Source organism: Allobosea sp. NPDC055353 (assembly GCF_053644975.1).
Genome location: NZ_JBSHMC010000004.1, coordinates 221,872 through 237,592 on the forward strand (window position 1 = coordinate 221,872; position 15,721 = coordinate 237,592).

The following is a 15,721-nucleotide window of genomic DNA, read 5'->3' on the forward strand; positions in this document are numbered from 1 at the left end:
ATTGGTATCGAACGCAGATCCCGCCTTAGGCGAAGCCCATGAAGTTCGGGCTCTCGCTGAGCGGCCGCGCCTTGGCGAGCTTCGCAAGGTCCGGCACCGGACGCGCCGTCAGCGGATCGCCCGCGAGCGCCGCTTCCAGCGCCGCCGCCACCGCCAGCACCATGGCGTCACCGCCGCGCGGCCCGACGATCTGCAGGCCGAAGGGCATGCCGTTGCGGTCGAGCCCGACCGGCAGCGAGATCGCGGGATGGCCGACAATGGTGACGGCATAGGCCGCCGCCAGCCAGTGGAAATAGGTCCGGGTCGGCTTGCCGTCGATCTCGGACGGGAAGAGCTCGGTCCAGGGCCGCGGGCTCAGCGTCACCGCCGGCGACAGGATGACGTCGTAATCCTCGAAGAAGCGCTGCCAGCGCTGGTAGATCACCGTCTGCTGCTTCATCGCGCGGGTAACGTCGAGCGCGGAGTAGCCGAGTCCTTCCTCGACATTGGCGCGCACATTCGGCCCGACCATGTCCGGCGTGTCGCGGACCTTGTCGAGATGCGCCGCGAGGAAATTGCTCGCGCGCAGGATCTCGAAGACCTCGTCCGTGCCCTCGCAATCCGGGGTCGCTTCCTCGGCGGCACGGAAGAGATGGCTGAAGGCCCTGGTCTTGTCGGAGAAGGTATCGCGGATCAGGCGTTCGGTCGGCGCAAAACCGAAATCCGGGGTCAGAGCCACCTTGAGCGAGGCGAGATCGATCGCATCGGGACGGGCGAAATCCTCGGGCCGGCGTACGGTCTTGCCATGGATCGTCGTCGCCAGCGGGTCGGCAGCGGCATCCGAGACCATGGTCGAGAGCAGCAGGCAGAGATCCGGCAGGTTGCGCGCCATCGGGCCGAGCACCGGCAGCGGAGACCAGCCGAGCTGGCGCTTCTCGCTCGGCACGAGGCCGGGCGTCGGGCGGAAGCCGACGATGCCGTTGAAGGCAGCCGGATTGCGCAGCGAGCCGCCCGTATCGGAGCCGGTCGCGAGCGGTACCATGTTCGTCGCCAGCACGACGCCGGAACCGCCGGAGGAGCCGGCCGCGCTCTTCGAGGGATCGAACGGGTTGCCGGTCGCGCCATAGACGGCGTTGCGAGTATTGGCGCCGGCGCCCCATTCCGGGGTGTTGGTCTTGCCGGCGATGATCGCGCCGGCCTTGCGCACCGAGGCGACGATGAGCTGGTCTTCCTTCGGCACGAAATCGCGATAAAGCGCGCTGCCATAGGTAGTGCGCAGACCGGCGACGTTCTCCAGATCCTTGATGCCGACCGGCAGGCCGTGCAGCGGGCCAAGCGCATCGCCGCGCGCGGTCGCCTCATCGGCCGCGCCCGCATCCTTGCGCGCCTTGTCGTCGTCGCGCGCGACCATCGCGTTCACGGCGGGGTCGATCGCATCCATGCGGCGGATGCAGCTCTCGAGCAGTTCGCGGGCCGAGAGTTTCTTGGCGCCGATGAGGGCACGCGCGGCAACGGCGCTGAGATCGCAGGGTTCGGTCAAGGCAGGTCACTCCGTTGCGCACGCCCCCGCGCAAGCGCTGTGCTGCGCCGGGTAATTCGCTCAGACTAGGCAACGAGGCCGAGATGTCCATGTCCCGACGGCGCATGGCCGTCCCTTCCCCGTGAGTGGATCGAGAAGCGATCCGGCCGCCCCTCAACATACGGTTGGGCAAGAGCCCGCAGGTGGAAGGAGCGATACCGCACCGCAACATATACTTGACGAAGCCGTCCATTTCCTGTTCGACAGGGTCCATGGAAAAGCCTGCAGAGCCATTCCCGCAGCGCCTGACGGAAGGCTATCGCTCCTTCCTCGACGATCGTTTCATCCGCGAGCAGAGCCGCTATGAAGAGCTCGGCGAACACGGCCAGACGCCGGAGATCATGCTCATCGGCTGCTGCGACTCGCGCGTTTCGCCGGAAGTCATCTTCGATGCGCGCCCTGGCGAGATGTTCGTCGCGCGCAACATCGCCAATCTGATCCCGCCCTTCCAGCCGGACGACCAGCTCCACGGCACCTCGGCGGCGCTCGAATACGCCATTCAGGCGCTCAAGGTGCAGCACATCGTCGTGCTCGGCCATGGCCGCTGCGGCGGCATCCGCGCCTTCGCCGACGACAGCCAGCAGGCGCTTTCGCCCGGCGACTTCATCGGCAAATGGATCACCCTGATCGGCCCCGCGGCCGAGCGCACCGGCGGACGTGGCCGCCATGAGAGCTTCGACGACTATCTGCAGCGGCTGGAGCTGGCCTCCGTACAGCAATCGCTCGCCAATCTGCGCACCTTCCCTTGCGTGCAGATTCTCGAGAGCAAGGGCAAATTGCACCTGCACGGCGCCTATTTCGCCGTTGCGACCGGCGTGCTGATGATCCTCGACCCCGCGACCGGCCAGTTCATCCCGGCAGTCGGCGAAATGCCCAAGCGCGTCCAGCAGATCCGCTGTTCGGAGGCGTGAACTCAGCGCGTCATCCCGTGCGCGCCGCAGCGTGAAACGCTGCTGCGCAGACACGGGACCGCGCTCCGGAAGGGGCGCCCTCTCGTCATGCGATCCCGCGTCTGCGCAGCAGCACTGCGTGCCGCAGCGCTTGCGGGATGACATCCTGCCTTACCCCCCATCCGACAACGGATGGAGATCGCGGACCATGCTCTTAAGCCGCTCGTCGAGGACATGGGTGTAGATCTGCGTCGTCGCGATATCGGCATGCCCCAGCAATTCCTGCACGACCCTGAGATCGGCGCCGTTCTGGAGCAGATGGCTGGCAAAGGCGTGGCGCAGCACATGCGGGCTCAACGCCGCAGCCGAAAGCCCGGCCGCACCCGCCAGCGACTTGAGATCCCTGGCGAAGACCTGACGGGTCAGATGCCCGCTCTCGCCGTCCGAGGGGAAGAGCCAGCGCCCCTCCACCTCTCCGGCCTCCTTCAGCGCCTCCAGCCAGTCCCGCGCCGCCTGTCGCGCGGCGTCGTTCAGCGGCACCAGCCGCTCCTTGTCGCCCTTGCCGCGCACGATCAGGAAGCGCTCGCGCGTCGTCGCGGCCGATAAGGGCAGCGCGATCAGCTCGGAGACGCGCAGGCCGGTGGCGTAGAGCATCTCGACGAGGCAGCGCATGCGCAGGGCCTTGAGCCGCGCGGCCTTCGATATCCCCTCCTGCTCGCATTGGGCCCGCGCCGCTTCCAGCAGGCGGTCGACATCGCCGACCGTCACCACCTTGGGCAAAGGGCGGCCCAATCGCGGCCCGGAAATCGCGGCCGAAGGATCGGTGCCCGCCAGCCCTTCCGTATAGAGGAAGCGGTGGAACTGGCGCACAGCCGAGAGCCGTCTCGCCGCCGAGGAGGCCTTGAGGTCGCGTGCCGCAAGATCGGCAAGCCAGCCGCGGATATCCTCCGCCGTGGCGTCGCCTGGCGCCTTGCCGCCGAGGAATTCGAGATAATCGGTAATGTCGCGCTCATAGGCGTCGAGCGTGTTGCGCGCCGTGCCGCGCTCGGCCGCCAGCATGTCGAGGAAGGCGTTGAGCCGCTGGCGCCCCAGCCGGCTCATTTCGGCTGCAATTTTGAAGGCGGCACGATCTCGATCATCTCACGCTGAACCGGCTGAACGAAGGTGACGAGCGCGACCATGCCCCCGAAGATCAACCCGGCGATGATCGCGATGAAAGCCAGGAAACGGAACAGCGTCGGCACGTCGGGCGGACTCTCGCAATCGCTTGGGGTGCGCGCGATCCCGGCACCGGATTTGATTATCCCCGATCGCAACCGCGCCGCGCAAGGGCTGGCGGGCCACAGCCTGGAGCATTTTCGAGTGAAATGGGCACCGGCTCGCGTGAGGAACCGAAGATCCGTGCCGGCGAATATGCGATGAACAAGAAGCGCGCCGGGGCATGACGCAGCGGCCGGCCGGTGCTACAGGCGTGCCGAGGATTGAAAGCTATCATGACCGCCGCCGCTTCCATCGTGCCCCCCGAAACGACCGATCTCCGCGCCATTCTCGGCGCGCGGGCGATCGTGCTCGTCGGCATGATGGGGTCCGGCAAGAGCTCCGTCGGCCGCCGGCTGGCGGCGCGCCTCGGTCTGCCCTTCGTCGATGCCGATACCGAGATCGAGACGGCCGCGCATATGACGATTCCCGAGATCTTCGCGCAACGCGGCGAGGCCGAGTTCCGCGAAGGCGAGCGCCGGGTCATCAGCCGCGTCCTGACGACCCGCGCCCCGCTGGTGCTGGCGACCGGCGGCGGTGCCTTCATGAATGCCGAGACGCGCGAGCGCGTGAAGGAGCTCGGCATCTCGGTCTGGCTCAAGGCCGAGCCCGACGTGCTGATGCGTCGCGTCCGCAAGCGCTCGAACCGGCCCTTGCTCCAGACCGCCGACCCGGAAGCGACCTTGCGCCGGATGCTGGCCGAGCGCGAGCCGGTCTACGCGCTGGCCGACATCACCATCCTGTCGAGCGACGAGCCTCACGAAGTCGTGGTCGGCGAAACCATCGCCGCATTGGGCGACTATCTCGGGCCGGCAGCCGGAGCGACAGCATCATGAACGCCAGCATCTCCGACAAGACCGGCGCCCGCATCGTCGTCCCCGTGGCGCTCGAGGGCCGCGGCTACGACATCCATATCGGCCGCCACCAGCTCTGCGAGGCGGCCGCCCTGATCGCCGCTTTCGCGCCCGGCGCCAAGGCGGCCATCGTCACCGACGAGAGTGTCGCCGCCCTGCATGGCGCGGCTTTCGAGACCTGCCTGCAGCAGGAAGGCATCGCCGCGACCCGCATCACCATCCCGCCGGGAGAGGCGTCGAAATCCTATCCCCAGTTCGTCGCGCTCTGCGATGCGCTGCTGGCCGCCAAGATCGAGCGCAACGACCTCGTCATCGCCTTCGGCGGCGGCGTCGTCGGCGATCTCACCGGCTTCGCCGCGGCGGTTCTGCGGCGCGGCGTGCGCTTCGTGCAGGTGCCCACCACCCTGCTCTCCCAGGTCGATTCCTCGGTCGGCGGCAAGACCGGCATCAACTCGCCGCACGGCAAGAACCTGATCGGCGCCTTCCACCAGCCGGCTTTGGTCATCGCCGATACCGCCCTGCTGGACACGCTGAGCGAGCGCGAGTTCAAGGCCGGCTATGCCGAGGTGGTGAAATACGGGTTGATCGACGATCCCGCCTTCTTCGACTGGTGCGAGGCGAACTGGAGCCGCGTCCTCGCCGGCGGCCCGGAACGCGATCACGCCGTCGCCGTCTCCTGCCGCGCCAAGGCCGCCATCGTCGCCCGCGACGAACGCGAGGAAGGCGACCGCGCTTTGCTCAATCTCGGCCACACCTTCGCCCATGCGCTGGAGCGTCTGACGCACTACGATTCTGCGCGCCTCGTCCATGGCGAGGCCGTCGCCATCGGCCTGGCATTGGCTTTCCGCTTCTCGCAGCGTCTCGGCCTGTGCTCGGGGCAGGATGCCGTCCGCGTCTCGCGCCATCTCGACCATGTCGGCCTGCCCAGCCGGTTGCAGCAGGTGCCCGGCGGCGCCGGCAGCGCCGAGGAGATCGTCAACGCCATGGCGCAGGACAAGAAGGTCAAGCGCGGCGTCCTGACCTTCATCCTCGCCCGCGGCATCGGCAAGAGCTTCATCGCGCCGGGCGTCGCGGCCGATGAGGTGCGCGCCTTCGTCGAGGCGGAACTCGCCGCCTGAGCCGGTTCAGGCAACACCGATCTTCGTCAGGAAGTCAGCGGCGCGATAACCGGGCTCCACGCCCTTCACGAGCATCGTCACGCCGCGCGAATTTTCCGTCCGCAGCGGCAGGATCGCGCGATAGGCCGGCGAATCGTACCAGGCGCGCGCCCGTTCGATGTCGGGAAAGGCGATGATCACGAGATCGCCCGGCCACGGCCCCTCGACGATCTCCGGCGTCGCGCCATGGATCAGGAAGTGCCCGTCATAGGGTGCGAGCGTCCCGTCGATGCGCGCGATGTAGTCGATGATCTCGGCGCCGAGGCGGACATCCTGGAGATGGGCGATGGCATAGGCGGTCATGGTTCTCTCCTGCATCTGGCGGCCGAGAGGCCGTTCGTTGCGGAGGACCATGGCGGCTCCGGCGCATGAGGTCGATTACCACCGGGGTAATCGCGCAGCTCCGGGACTTGCCGCGACAGCCCCCTCGGTTGCGGCGATCGCCCCCCGATCGCGCCCTATTTTTTCTCGTACTGGTCGAGCAGGGCCGCCCCGTCCGGTCCGGCGCGGCGCCGCCAGTCCTCCACGGCGCCGCGCCCGGCCTTGGCCAGTGCCTGGGCCACGTCCGGCGGCACCTCCGTGCGGATCGCGACCTTGTTTGCTCGCATCCGTGCATAATTTTCATCGAGCCGCGTGCGGATCGCCGTCCATTGCCGCTGTTCGGTCTCCTTCGCCGCCGCATCCACGATCTGTCGGAGATCGGCCGGCAGCGCCTCATAGGCCGCGAGATTGACCGTCGCGAGCGAGATCGGCATCGCGTAGTTCACCTCGGTGAAATTCGGCAGGAAATCCCAGAGATTGCGCCCTGCCCCGCCATCGCCGGAGGAGAGCACGGCGACGACCGAGCCATCCTTCACCTTGGGCATGGCATCGGCGAAGGAGAGGTTGGCCGCCTTGGCGCCGGCCGCGTTCATCACGGCGGTCGAGGTCGCGTCATAGGTCCGGATCGACAGGCCCGTCAGGGCGGCAGCCGAATCGAGCGGCGCCTTTGACCAGATGCCCGAGGCCGGCCAGGGCGTCGTGTAGAGAATTTTCTGCCCGAAGCCTGCGAGCTTCTTCGCGTAGGCCGGCCGCGCCAGATCGGTCAGGCGGCGCGCGTCGGCGATCGAGGTCGCGAGGAAAGGCAGCGAGGACAGGCCAAACTGCGGGTCGACCGCGCCGAGGGCACCGGCGAAGGCATCGCCGGCTGCAACCTCGCCCTTCTGCACGGCTGCGATCATCTGCGCCGACTTGATGCCGCGCTTGGCGTCGAAGCTCGGCTTGATCGTCAGGCGCCCGCCAGCCCGTTCATTGACCAGCCTGGCGAAACTCGCGACCCCTTCTCCGGGGATCGCGGTCTCCGGATATTCGGTCGGCATCTCCCAGCTGGTCTGCGCCAACGCGGTCCCTGCGCCGAAGACGAGACCCGTGACGAGGAAACCCGCGGCCAGCCATCGCATGACAATTCCCCTCTGGTGCTTTGCCGGAGCATTCCAGCAAGAAGGGCGAGGCTCCGTCAATCGGCCCGCAATTTCTGCGCCAGCGGGCTCGCGATTTCCGCGGTCGGCTCGGAGGCCGGCTTGTCCGCCACCAGATACTGCGCCCGTGCCAGCGCCGCGAAACGCCCGCCCTTGGCGACGAGTTCGTCGAAGGTGCCCATCTCCTCGACCTGCCCCTGCTCGAAGACAAGGATGCGATCGGCGTTGCGGATCGTCGCGAGGCGATGCGCGATGACGAAGGTGGTGCGGTCCTTCATCACCTCCTCCAGCGCCTTCTGCAGCTTGACCTCGGTGGCGGCGTCGAGCGCGGAGGTGGCTTCGTCGAGGATCAGGACCGGCGGGTTCTTGAGGAGCGCGCGGGCGATCGAGAAGCGCTGGCGCTCGCCGCCGGAGAGGGTGCGGCCGCGCTCGCCGACCAGCGTGTCGAGCCCGTCGACCTGGCGCGCCATCACCTCGGCGGCCTGGGCGCGCTCCAGCGCCTGCATCATCTCGGCATCGGTCGCGTCCGGCTTGCCGACCAGCAGGTTCTCGCGGATCGAGCGGGCGAACAGCATCGGCTCCTGGAAGACGACGCCGATATTGCGCCGGAGCGAGAGCAGCGAGATCTCGCGGATATCGGTGCCGTCGACCGTGATCCGGCCCGATTGCGGATCAAAGGCGCGATGCAGCAGGCCGAGCGTCGTCGACTTGCCCGAGCCGGTCGAGCCGACGACGGCGATGGTCTCGCCGGGCTTCACGGTGAAGGAGACGTCGCGCACCGCGGCGCGCTTGCCGTCATAGGAGAAGGAGACATCCTCGAAGGCGACCGCGCCTTCGAGCCGGCCGGGGTCCTTGGCATTGGGCAGGTCGCGCACGCTCGGCAGCGTGTCGAGCACCTCGAAGAACTCCCGCATCTTCGGCGCCTGCATGAAGATGAAGTTCACGAAGCCGACGATCTGCTCGAGCCGCCCGACCAGCATCGTGGCGAAGCCCATGAAGGTGACGACCTCGCCGACAGTGGTCTGGCCATGCATCAAAAGCCAGGTGCCGACGATGAAGATCAGCAGCACGGTCAGCGTCGCCGACGCCCGCGTCGCGACATTGGCCACCGCCCACCAGGACAGGACCGGCAATTGCGCCGCCAGCACATTGGCGATGGTCGAGCGCAGGCCGCGCACCTCGGCCTCGATGCGGGTGAAGCTCTGGATCACCGGCACGTTGCCGAGCGCGTCGGAAGCCCGCTCCGCCAGATTGGAGTGATAGGCCTCGACATTGCGCTGCAGACGATCGGTCTTGCGCAGCACGAAGGCGGTGAGCGAGCCGAACAGCACGACGAGCCCGATCAGCAGCAGCCCGAGCTGCCAGTTCTTCCAGATCGTGAAGGGCAGGAGCACGAACAGCGCGACGGCCGAGGCGCAATGCTCGCGGAAGAAGGACAGCCAGAGGCCCCACATCGCATTGGTGCCGTCGAGCATCACCTTGAGCACGCGGCCGGAATGGGTCTGCGTGTGATAGGCGAGCGGCAAGGTCAGCGCATGCTCGAAATATTCGGCCATCACCGTCAGGCGCGCGCGATGGGCCAGCCTATCGGCATGCAGCGCGACGAAGACGCCAAGCGCGATATTGGCGAGGCCGAAACCGACCCAGGCGACGATCAGCAGGTTGATGCTGGCCCATGTCAGGGTCCCGCCCGAGACCTGGATCGTGGTCAGCCGGTCGATCAGCGCGCCGAACAGCATCGGCTCGGCGAAGGCGACCGCCGCCAGCACGATATTGGCCAGCGCCAGGATGACGCCCAGCCGCTTTTCCGGGCCGAGCTCACCGAGGACGCGGGCATAGAGCGAGAGCAGAGACATCGCGCCGAGCTTTAGCGAAACCGGCGCGCCGGGCAAGCGGTCAACCTTAACGCTTCGTTCAACCCACACCTCTTATGGTTTACGCACTGCGAAAGCCCGGCCCGCGATCCGGAGCATCGCGTGCATCAGGTGTTGTCATGGATCTCGCCACCGGCGCAGGTATTCTGGGTGGTATCGCGACGATCGTCGCGCTGATCATGATCGATGGCGGCAATTTTGCCGCCTATTGGGACAAGCACGCGGCAATCATCATCTTCGGCGGCGCCAGCGCGGCCACGATGCTGCGCTTTCCCTTCTCGGTGATCGCGCATGGCCTGCCGATGGGTGTCCGCTTCGCCTTCACGATGCGTTCGATCCATCCGCGCGAGCTGATAGACGAGATCACCCGCGTCGCCGAGATCGCCCGCAAGAGCGGCCCCGTCGCGCTCGAGAGCGTCGAGGTCTCCGACCCGTTCCTGGCCCAGGGCCTGCGCTATATCGCCGATGGATACGACAAGGATTTCATCCGCGACACGATGGAGCGCGACCGCGACAATTTCCTGCAGCGGCTCGACGAAGGTTCCAAGGTCTACCGCGCCATCGGCGACTGCGCCCCGGCCTGGGGCATGATCGGCACGATCCTTGGCATGGTGACGATGTTCGCCAACATGTCGGACCCATCGAGGCTCGGCCCGGCCATGGCGACAGCCCTGCTGGCGACGCTCTACGGCGCGATGGTCGCCAACATGTTCACGCTGCCGATCGCCGACAAGCTGCATATCAAGCTCGAGGAGGAGGAGATCTCCCGCACCTTGATCATCGACGGCGTGCTGCAGATGCGCGATGCCAAGAGCCCGACACTGGTTCGCGAGATGCTGCTCGCCTATCTGCCCGACCATCACCGCGCCGAAATGGCCGAAGCGGCATGATCGGGGCCTAGGGCCATGGCCAAGAAAAAACGCGGCGGACACGGCGGTCACGGCTGGTTCGTGACCTTCGCCGACCTGATGGCGCTGCTGATGGCGTTCTTCGTCATGGTCGCCGCCTATTCGAGCCAGGACAAGCAGAAGCTCCAGATCGTCGCCGGCTCGATGCGCGAGGCCTTCGGCACGCAGACCGATGTCCGCCTCGCCGGCATCGTCGAGCGCGACGGCATCCCGACCAAGAGCCACATCAAGAACGCCCATATCCGCCCGCTGGAGGACGCGACCGACACGCCCGGTCCGAGCCAGCACAACCAGAAGGACGACGGGCTGATGTCGGCGACCTTCGATCGCGGCTTCGCGCTCGCCGCCGCCTCGCTCAGGCAGGCCCTGCGCGACATGCCGGAGATCGCCGAAATCTCGCGCAACGTCCTCGTCGAGGTCTCGGAAGCCGGCATCGACATCCAGCTCGTCGACCAGGAAGGCCGCTCGATGTTCGCGGAGGGCTCGGCCCAGCCGAACGAGCGCATGCGCAAGGTGCTGGCCGCCGTCGCCCCGACGCTGCGCCAGATGCCCAACAAGATCGCCATCTCCGGCCACAGCGCCACGCCGAGACCGGGAGAAGCGCCCGAGGGCGACCTCTGGGGCCTTTCCATCGCCCGCGCCAATTCCGTGCGCGAGATCCTCGCCAATGCCGGCGTCCCGAACGAGCGCTTCCTGTCCGTTACGGGCCGCGGCGACACCGAGCCGCTGATCAAGGACAATCCCTATCTGCCCTATAACCGCCGGGTCGGGATCGTGCTCAAGGCTGCGGCACCGGCCCTGCCCAACGGCTTCAAGCCTTAAGCGCGACAAGCCTTAAGCACGAAAAGCGTCGGCCAGCGCCTCCGCCGTGACCTCGGCCATCGCCATCTGCAGCTTGTAGGCGCGGGTCTTCTCGCCGGGCTTCATCACCAGGATCACCGTCTCGCTGCCCGGACAGGCAGGGTCGGCACAGATGATCTCGTTGACGGCGATCGCCGCCGTCTCGGGCAGGCCGAGCAGGTCCCTCACCTGCACCTTCAATCGTTCGGCCGTGCGCCTCGCCTCGGCCTTCGCGTCGCCGCTCTCAGACTTGCCGAAGAGGCCGAAGCGCATCGCCGCTCAGTTCGGCAGCGTCAGCACGCCGGCCGCGCCATCCTCGGCGCCGAAGGCGAGCCGCTTGCCGGCCTTGTCCCAGGCGAAGGCGCTGATGCCACTGTCGCGCAAAGCCGGCCGCACCAGCAGTTCGGAACCATCGGTCAGGCGGACCATCAGGATGCAGCCGTCATCGTAGCCGATCGCCAGCACCAGCGCGCCGGGATGGAAGGCGACGCGGGTGACGCGGGCATGGCGCACGCCGCACTCGCGCGGCGCCTTACCCTGCGGCCCGTCGCCCTGGAACGGCCAGACGATCGCGCCATCCGCCCCGCTGGAGGCGAGCCAGAGCCCGTCATGCGACCAGGACAGCGAGCGCGGCTTGGCCGGATAGCCGGTCATCCGCATATGGCCGGGCTTGTCGCCGAGCTTCCAGCCATGCAGCGCATTCTCTTGCATCGAGGAGACGACGAAGCGTCCGTCCGGCGACCAGGCGACGTCGATATGCGAGCCCTTCCACTCCAGGAATTCCGGCTTAGCCTCGGTGTTCGGATACCAGAGCGAGACGCCGTTCATCTGGGCGATGGCGAGGCGATAGCCCTTCGGCGCGAAGACGAGCCCCTGCGGCGTGCTCGCAGCGTCCAGCGTGCGGATGCGGCCTTTCTCGTCGCGAGCCTGCACCGTCTTGCCGGTGTTCCAGGCGAGATTGCCTGATGGAGACAGCGTGATCGCATCGATCCAGCGACGCTTCTGGTCCTTCGCGATCTCTTCAGGCTCGCCTTCAAAGCCCGTCGCGACGACGCGCCCGTCATCCCCGCCGGAGATCAGGCGCTCGCCATCGCCGGTGGCGCAGAGAATGCCGCCGGCATGGGCCTCGACGCTGTCCACGAGCGCACCGTCGCGCCAGCGCAGCACGCGCCCGTCAGCGAGCGCGAGCACGAGCCCCTGCTTCAGCCAGTGGGCCGCGACGACATGCGTCTCCGCGACGATCGGGGTGACATGCTCGCGCAGCGAGACGGGTGGGGTCATCGTGGTCATGACGCGGCTTTAACTCAGGCCGCGCAGGCTTCAAACCCCTTGCGCAATTCGTTCTCGTTGAGATCGCGCCCGATGAAGACGAGGCGGCTCTCGCGCGTCTCGCCATCCTTCCAGTCGCGCTGCAGGTCACCGTCAAGGATCATGTGCACGCCCTGGAAGACGAAGCGGCGCGGCTCGTTCTTGAAGGCCAGAATGCCCTTGGAGCGCAGGATGTTCGGCCCCTGGATCTGGGTGAGGTCGTTGATCCACGGCATGAACTTCTCGGGATCGACATCGCCCGGCACGGTCAGCGAGATCGAGCGCACATCCTCGGCATGGTGATGGTGATGCCCGGCCTCGAGGAAATCCGGCTCGATATCGAGGATGCGATCGAGATCGAAGGCGTTGCGGTCGAGCAAAGCGGCGATATCGACATTGGCGCGCTCGGCCTTGTGCAGCTTGGCATAGGGGTTGATGGCGCGGATCGCGGCCTCGACATCGGCCAGTTCCTCGGCGTTGACCAGGTCGGTCTTGTTGAGGACGATGACGTCGGCGAAGGCGATCTGGTTCTTCGCTTCCGGCGCGTCCTTCAGCCGGTCCTTCAGCCACTTCGCATCGGTGACGGTTACGACCGCGTCGAGGCGGGTGGCGTCGCCGACATCCTGGTCGACGAAGAAGGTCTGGGCGACCGGCGCGGGGTCGGCGAGACCGGTGGTCTCGACGATGATCGCGTCGAACTTGCCCTTGCGCTTCATCAGCCCGTCGAGGATGCGGATCAGGTCGCCGCGCACGGTGCAGCAGATGCAGCCGTTGTTCATCTCGAAGATTTCCTCGTCGGCGCCGACGATGAGGTCGCCATCGATGCCGGCCTCGCCGAACTCGTTGACGATCACGGCGAATTTCTTGCCGTGGTCCTCGGTCAGGATGCGGTTGAGGAGCGTGGTCTTGCCGGCGCCCAGATAGCCGGTGAGCACCGTGACGGGGATTTTCTCGGACATGGCTTGACCTGAATGACTGCGACGCGAGGAGGACACCGCCCGGTCAGGCCGGGCCGGCGGTCAGCGCCTTTTCGATTTCGCTTATATTGTGCTTCATCATCCGGATGTAAGTCCCCGCCGGCCCGCTCTCGGCCGAGAGCGCATCCGAATAGAGCCGGCCGCCGACCTTGGCGCCGCTTTCGCGCGCGATCTGCTCGACGAGGCGGGGATTGGTGACGTTTTCGAGGAAGACGGCCGGAATCTTCTGCGCCTTCACCTGCCGGATGATGCGGGCGACATCCCGCGCGGAGGCCTCGGCCTCGGTCGAGACGCCCTGCGGCGCGACGAAGCCGACGCCATAGGCCTTCACGAAATAGCCGAAGGCGTCATGAGTGGTGATCGCCTTGCGTCGCTCGGCCGGAATACGCGCGATCGCGGCCTTCACTTCGCCTTCGAGCGTATCGAGCTCGGCGAGATAGGCCGTGGCATTGGCTTCGTAGCTCGCCTTGCCGGCCGGGTCGGCCGCACTCAGCGCATCCCTGATATTGGCGACATAGAGTTTCGCATTGGCGACGCTCTGCCAGGCATGCGGATCGTCATGGCCATGAGCATGCGCATGGCCGCCCTTGCCCTTGTCGTCATGGTCGTCATCGGCTTCGAGCGGCGTGATGCCCTTCGTCGCGGTCGCCATCGTCGCCTTAGTGCCCGAGGATTTCACGAGGCGCGGCAGCCAGCCCTCGAAATGCAGGCCGTTGACGAGGACGAGCTTGGCGGCAGCCATCGCCTTCGCATCGGCCGGCGTCGGCGAATAGACATGCGCGTCGCCATCAGGACCGACCAGCGTGGTGACGCTGACGCGATCGCCACCGACCTGCCGGGCGAAATCGCCGAGGATCGAGAAGCTCGCCACGACCGGCAGCTTCTCTTGTGCAAAGGCGCCGAACGGCGCGGCGACTGCGGCAAGCCCGAGAGCAAGGCCCGCGACGAGGGCGCGACGGTTGGGCATGGGTGACTCCGAGAAATGAAACGATATAACGTTTCTATCTCTGGAGATGGGCGCGAGGCAAGAGGCGTCGCGCAAGCCCGTCCTGCGACCCGAACAGGAGCGAGCCGATATAGATCGCCCCGGCGGCGAGGATGATCGACGGCCCCGCCGGCAGGCTCGACCCCGCCGCATAAGACGTCACGAGCCCGGCATAGCCGGAAACCATCCCAAAACCGGCCGCGAGCAGCAGCAGGCGCGTGATATCGGCCGTCCAGAAACGCGCCGCGGCGGCCGGCAGCATCATCATGCCGACGGCGAGCAAGGTCCCCAGCGCATGGAACCCCGCGACGAGGTTCAGCACCACGAGCGCAAGGAAGGCGAGGTGAACGACACCGCCGGAGCGGCTGACCGAGCGCAGGAAGCCGGGGTCGACGCATTCCAGCACCAATGGCCGGTAAAGCGCCGCCAGCGACAGCAGCGACACGGTCGCGACGCCGGCAAGCAGGATCAGCACCTGGTCGTCGAGCGCCAGCACATTGCCGAAGAGCACATGCAGCAGGTCGATGGCCGAGCCCCTGAGCGAGACGATGGTAACGCCGAGCGCCAGCGAGATCAGGTAGAAGGCGGCGAGTGAAGCGTCCTCCTTGAGCACGGTCGCGCGCGCCACGGCACCGGCCGCAAGCGCCACCGCAAACCCGGCGGCGAGCCCGCCGATCGTCATCGCCGGCAGCGAGAAGCCCGCGACGAGATAGCCCAAAGCCGCGCCTGGCAGGATCGCGTGCGCCATGGCGTCACCGGTCAGGCTCATCCGTCTGAGCATCAGGAAGACGCCGATCGGCGCGCCCGAAACTGAGAGCGCGACCACGCCGACGAGGGCGCGGCGCATGAAGTCGAATTCGGCGAAGGGGCCGATGAGGAGATCGTAGAGCATCGGCTTGGCCTGTTTGGGCGGATCAGGCGGCGTCGCGCTGGCAGGGAGCCGCGTGGCTATCGAAGGACTCGACCATGCGCCGCGCCTTCAGCAGGTTTTCAGGCGTCAGCACGGTCGCGGTCTCGCCCCAGGCCACGGCCTCGCGCGCCAGCAGCAGCGTCTGCGGGAAGGCCTGCCGGACCGTCTCGATATCGTGCAGCACCGCGACGACAGTGCGGCTCTCGCCATGCCAACGCCGCACCAGCTCCAGCAGATCGGCGGTGGTGCGCGCATCGATCGCAGTGAAGGGCTCGTCGAGCAGGATCACATCGGCATCCTGGAGCAGGAGCCGCGCGAACAGCGCCCGCTGCATCTGCCCCCCCGAAAGCGTGCCGATCGGCCGGCGCTCGAATCCGGTCAGGCCCACGGCCGCGATGGCATGCTCGATCTTGTGGGCGGCGCCCGCGCCGATGCGACCGAAGATGCCGGCCCGGTTCCACAACCCCATGGCGACGAGATCGTAGACATGGATCGGGAAGGAGCGGTCGAGATCGGCCGATTGCGGGAGATAGGCGAGCCGCTTGCCCTTGGCGAGCGCGACGCCACCGGAGAGCGGCGCGAGCGCCCCGGCAATGCCCTTGAGCAAGGTCGACTTGCCGGCGCCGTTGGGCCCGACGATGGCGGTCAGGCTTCCGGTCTCGATCTCGCCGGAGAGGTGATGCACCGCCGGATGGCGGTCATAGCCCAGCGTCAGGTCGGTCAGGCGGATGGCGGACATCAACGCA

General features: G+C 67.2%; 17 protein-coding genes. 5 read left to right on the forward strand and 12 right to left on the reverse strand.

What is annotated here, in order from left to right; all coding sequences use genetic code 11:
• Positions 1-25 precede the first annotated feature (25 nt).
• Positions 26-1,519, reverse strand: coding sequence for an amidase (locus tag ACWIEX_RS24150; protein ID WP_454035457.1), 1,494 nt, complete (start codon positions 1,517-1,519; stop codon positions 26-28).
• A 251-nt stretch (positions 1,520-1,770) separates the two neighbouring features.
• On the opposite strand from ACWIEX_RS24150, the gene ACWIEX_RS24155 reads away from it, so the two are divergent.
• On the forward strand, positions 1,771-2,469 hold the full coding sequence (locus ACWIEX_RS24155; RefSeq protein WP_454035458.1) for a carbonic anhydrase: 699 nt from the start codon (positions 1,771-1,773) through the stop codon (positions 2,467-2,469).
• A 150-nt stretch (positions 2,470-2,619) separates the two neighbouring features.
• Here the strand turns inward: ACWIEX_RS24155 and ACWIEX_RS24160 are convergent, their stop codons facing one another.
• Both ACWIEX_RS24160 and ACWIEX_RS24165 read right to left on the reverse strand, forming a co-directional pair.
• A complete protein-coding gene (locus ACWIEX_RS24160; protein WP_454035459.1) occupies positions 2,620-3,549 on the reverse strand; it encodes a site-specific tyrosine recombinase XerD in 930 nt (309 codons plus the stop codon).
• On the reverse strand, positions 3,546-3,692 hold the full coding sequence (locus tag ACWIEX_RS24165) for a histidine kinase (RefSeq protein ID WP_454035460.1): 147 nt from the start codon (positions 3,690-3,692) through the stop codon (positions 3,546-3,548). The genes ACWIEX_RS24160 and ACWIEX_RS24165 overlap by 4 nt, the downstream gene beginning before the upstream one ends.
• 249 nt (positions 3,693-3,941) lie before the next feature.
• Between ACWIEX_RS24165 and ACWIEX_RS24170 the strand changes: the two genes are divergently transcribed.
• Complete coding sequence (locus ACWIEX_RS24170; protein ID WP_454035461.1) at positions 3,942-4,541, forward strand: shikimate kinase; 600 nt, start codon at positions 3,942-3,944, stop codon at positions 4,539-4,541.
• Positions 4,538-5,677, forward strand: a complete 1,140-nt coding sequence (gene aroB / locus ACWIEX_RS24175; protein WP_454035462.1) for a 3-dehydroquinate synthase — start codon at positions 4,538-4,540, stop codon at positions 5,675-5,677. Before ACWIEX_RS24170 ends, aroB begins: the two co-directional genes overlap by 4 nt.
• A 6-nt stretch (positions 5,678-5,683) precedes the next feature.
• Here the strand turns inward: aroB and ACWIEX_RS24180 are convergent, their stop codons facing one another.
• The 3 genes from ACWIEX_RS24180 to ACWIEX_RS24190 form a co-directional block, all read right to left on the reverse strand.
• Positions 5,684-6,019, reverse strand: coding sequence for a DUF1330 domain-containing protein (locus tag ACWIEX_RS24180; protein WP_454035463.1), 336 nt, complete (start codon positions 6,017-6,019; stop codon positions 5,684-5,686).
• A 155-nt stretch (positions 6,020-6,174) separates the two neighbouring features.
• The gene (locus ACWIEX_RS24185; protein WP_454035464.1) at positions 6,175-7,155 is read right to left on the reverse strand and encodes a TRAP transporter substrate-binding protein; all 981 of its coding nucleotides are present in this window, start codon (positions 7,153-7,155) and stop codon (positions 6,175-6,177) included.
• A 56-nt stretch (positions 7,156-7,211) separates the two neighbouring features.
• Positions 7,212-9,029: a glucan ABC transporter ATP-binding protein/ permease gene (locus ACWIEX_RS24190; protein WP_454035632.1), complete on the reverse strand. Its 1,818-nt coding sequence runs from the start codon at positions 9,027-9,029 to the stop codon at positions 7,212-7,214.
• 137 nt (positions 9,030-9,166) lie between these two features.
• Between ACWIEX_RS24190 and ACWIEX_RS24195 the strand changes: the two genes are divergently transcribed.
• Both ACWIEX_RS24195 and ACWIEX_RS24200 read left to right on the forward strand, forming a co-directional pair.
• Positions 9,167-9,937: a motility protein A gene (locus ACWIEX_RS24195; RefSeq protein ID WP_454035465.1), complete on the forward strand. Its 771-nt coding sequence runs from the start codon at positions 9,167-9,169 to the stop codon at positions 9,935-9,937.
• Positions 9,938-9,952: 15 nt separating this feature from the next.
• Entirely contained in the window at positions 9,953-10,777 is an 825-nt protein-coding gene (locus tag ACWIEX_RS24200) for an OmpA/MotB family protein (protein WP_454035466.1), read from the forward strand.
• 12 nt (positions 10,778-10,789) lie between these two features.
• Here ACWIEX_RS24200 and ACWIEX_RS24205 read toward each other — a convergent pair whose 3' ends face one another.
• Genes ACWIEX_RS24205 through aztA form a run of 6 tightly spaced genes read right to left on the reverse strand, consistent with a single transcriptional unit; the run spans position 10,790 to position 15,714 of the window.
• The gene (locus tag ACWIEX_RS24205; RefSeq protein ID WP_454035467.1) at positions 10,790-11,068 is read right to left on the reverse strand and encodes a hypothetical protein; all 279 of its coding nucleotides are present in this window, start codon (positions 11,066-11,068) and stop codon (positions 10,790-10,792) included.
• 6 nt (positions 11,069-11,074) lie between these two features.
• Positions 11,075-12,085 carry a WD40 repeat domain-containing protein gene (locus tag ACWIEX_RS24210; protein ID WP_454035468.1) on the reverse strand — a complete coding sequence of 337 codons (1,011 nt, stop codon included), beginning with the start codon at positions 12,083-12,085 and terminating at the stop codon, positions 11,075-11,077.
• A gap of 14 nt (positions 12,086-12,099) precedes the next feature.
• Positions 12,100-13,062 carry a CobW family GTP-binding protein gene (locus ACWIEX_RS24215; RefSeq protein ID WP_454035469.1) on the reverse strand — a complete coding sequence of 321 codons (963 nt, stop codon included), beginning with the start codon at positions 13,060-13,062 and terminating at the stop codon, positions 12,100-12,102.
• A 43-nt stretch (positions 13,063-13,105) separates the two neighbouring features.
• Positions 13,106-14,047: a metal ABC transporter substrate-binding protein gene (locus ACWIEX_RS24220; RefSeq protein WP_454035470.1), complete on the reverse strand. Its 942-nt coding sequence runs from the start codon at positions 14,045-14,047 to the stop codon at positions 13,106-13,108.
• A 34-nt stretch (positions 14,048-14,081) separates the two neighbouring features.
• The gene (locus ACWIEX_RS24225) at positions 14,082-14,957 is read right to left on the reverse strand and encodes a metal ABC transporter permease (RefSeq protein ID WP_454035471.1); all 876 of its coding nucleotides are present in this window, start codon (positions 14,955-14,957) and stop codon (positions 14,082-14,084) included.
• A 22-nt stretch (positions 14,958-14,979) separates the two neighbouring features.
• Positions 14,980-15,714: a zinc ABC transporter ATP-binding protein AztA gene (gene aztA, locus ACWIEX_RS24230; protein ID WP_454035472.1), complete on the reverse strand. Its 735-nt coding sequence runs from the start codon at positions 15,712-15,714 to the stop codon at positions 14,980-14,982.
• Between the last annotated feature and the right edge of the window lie 7 nt (positions 15,715-15,721).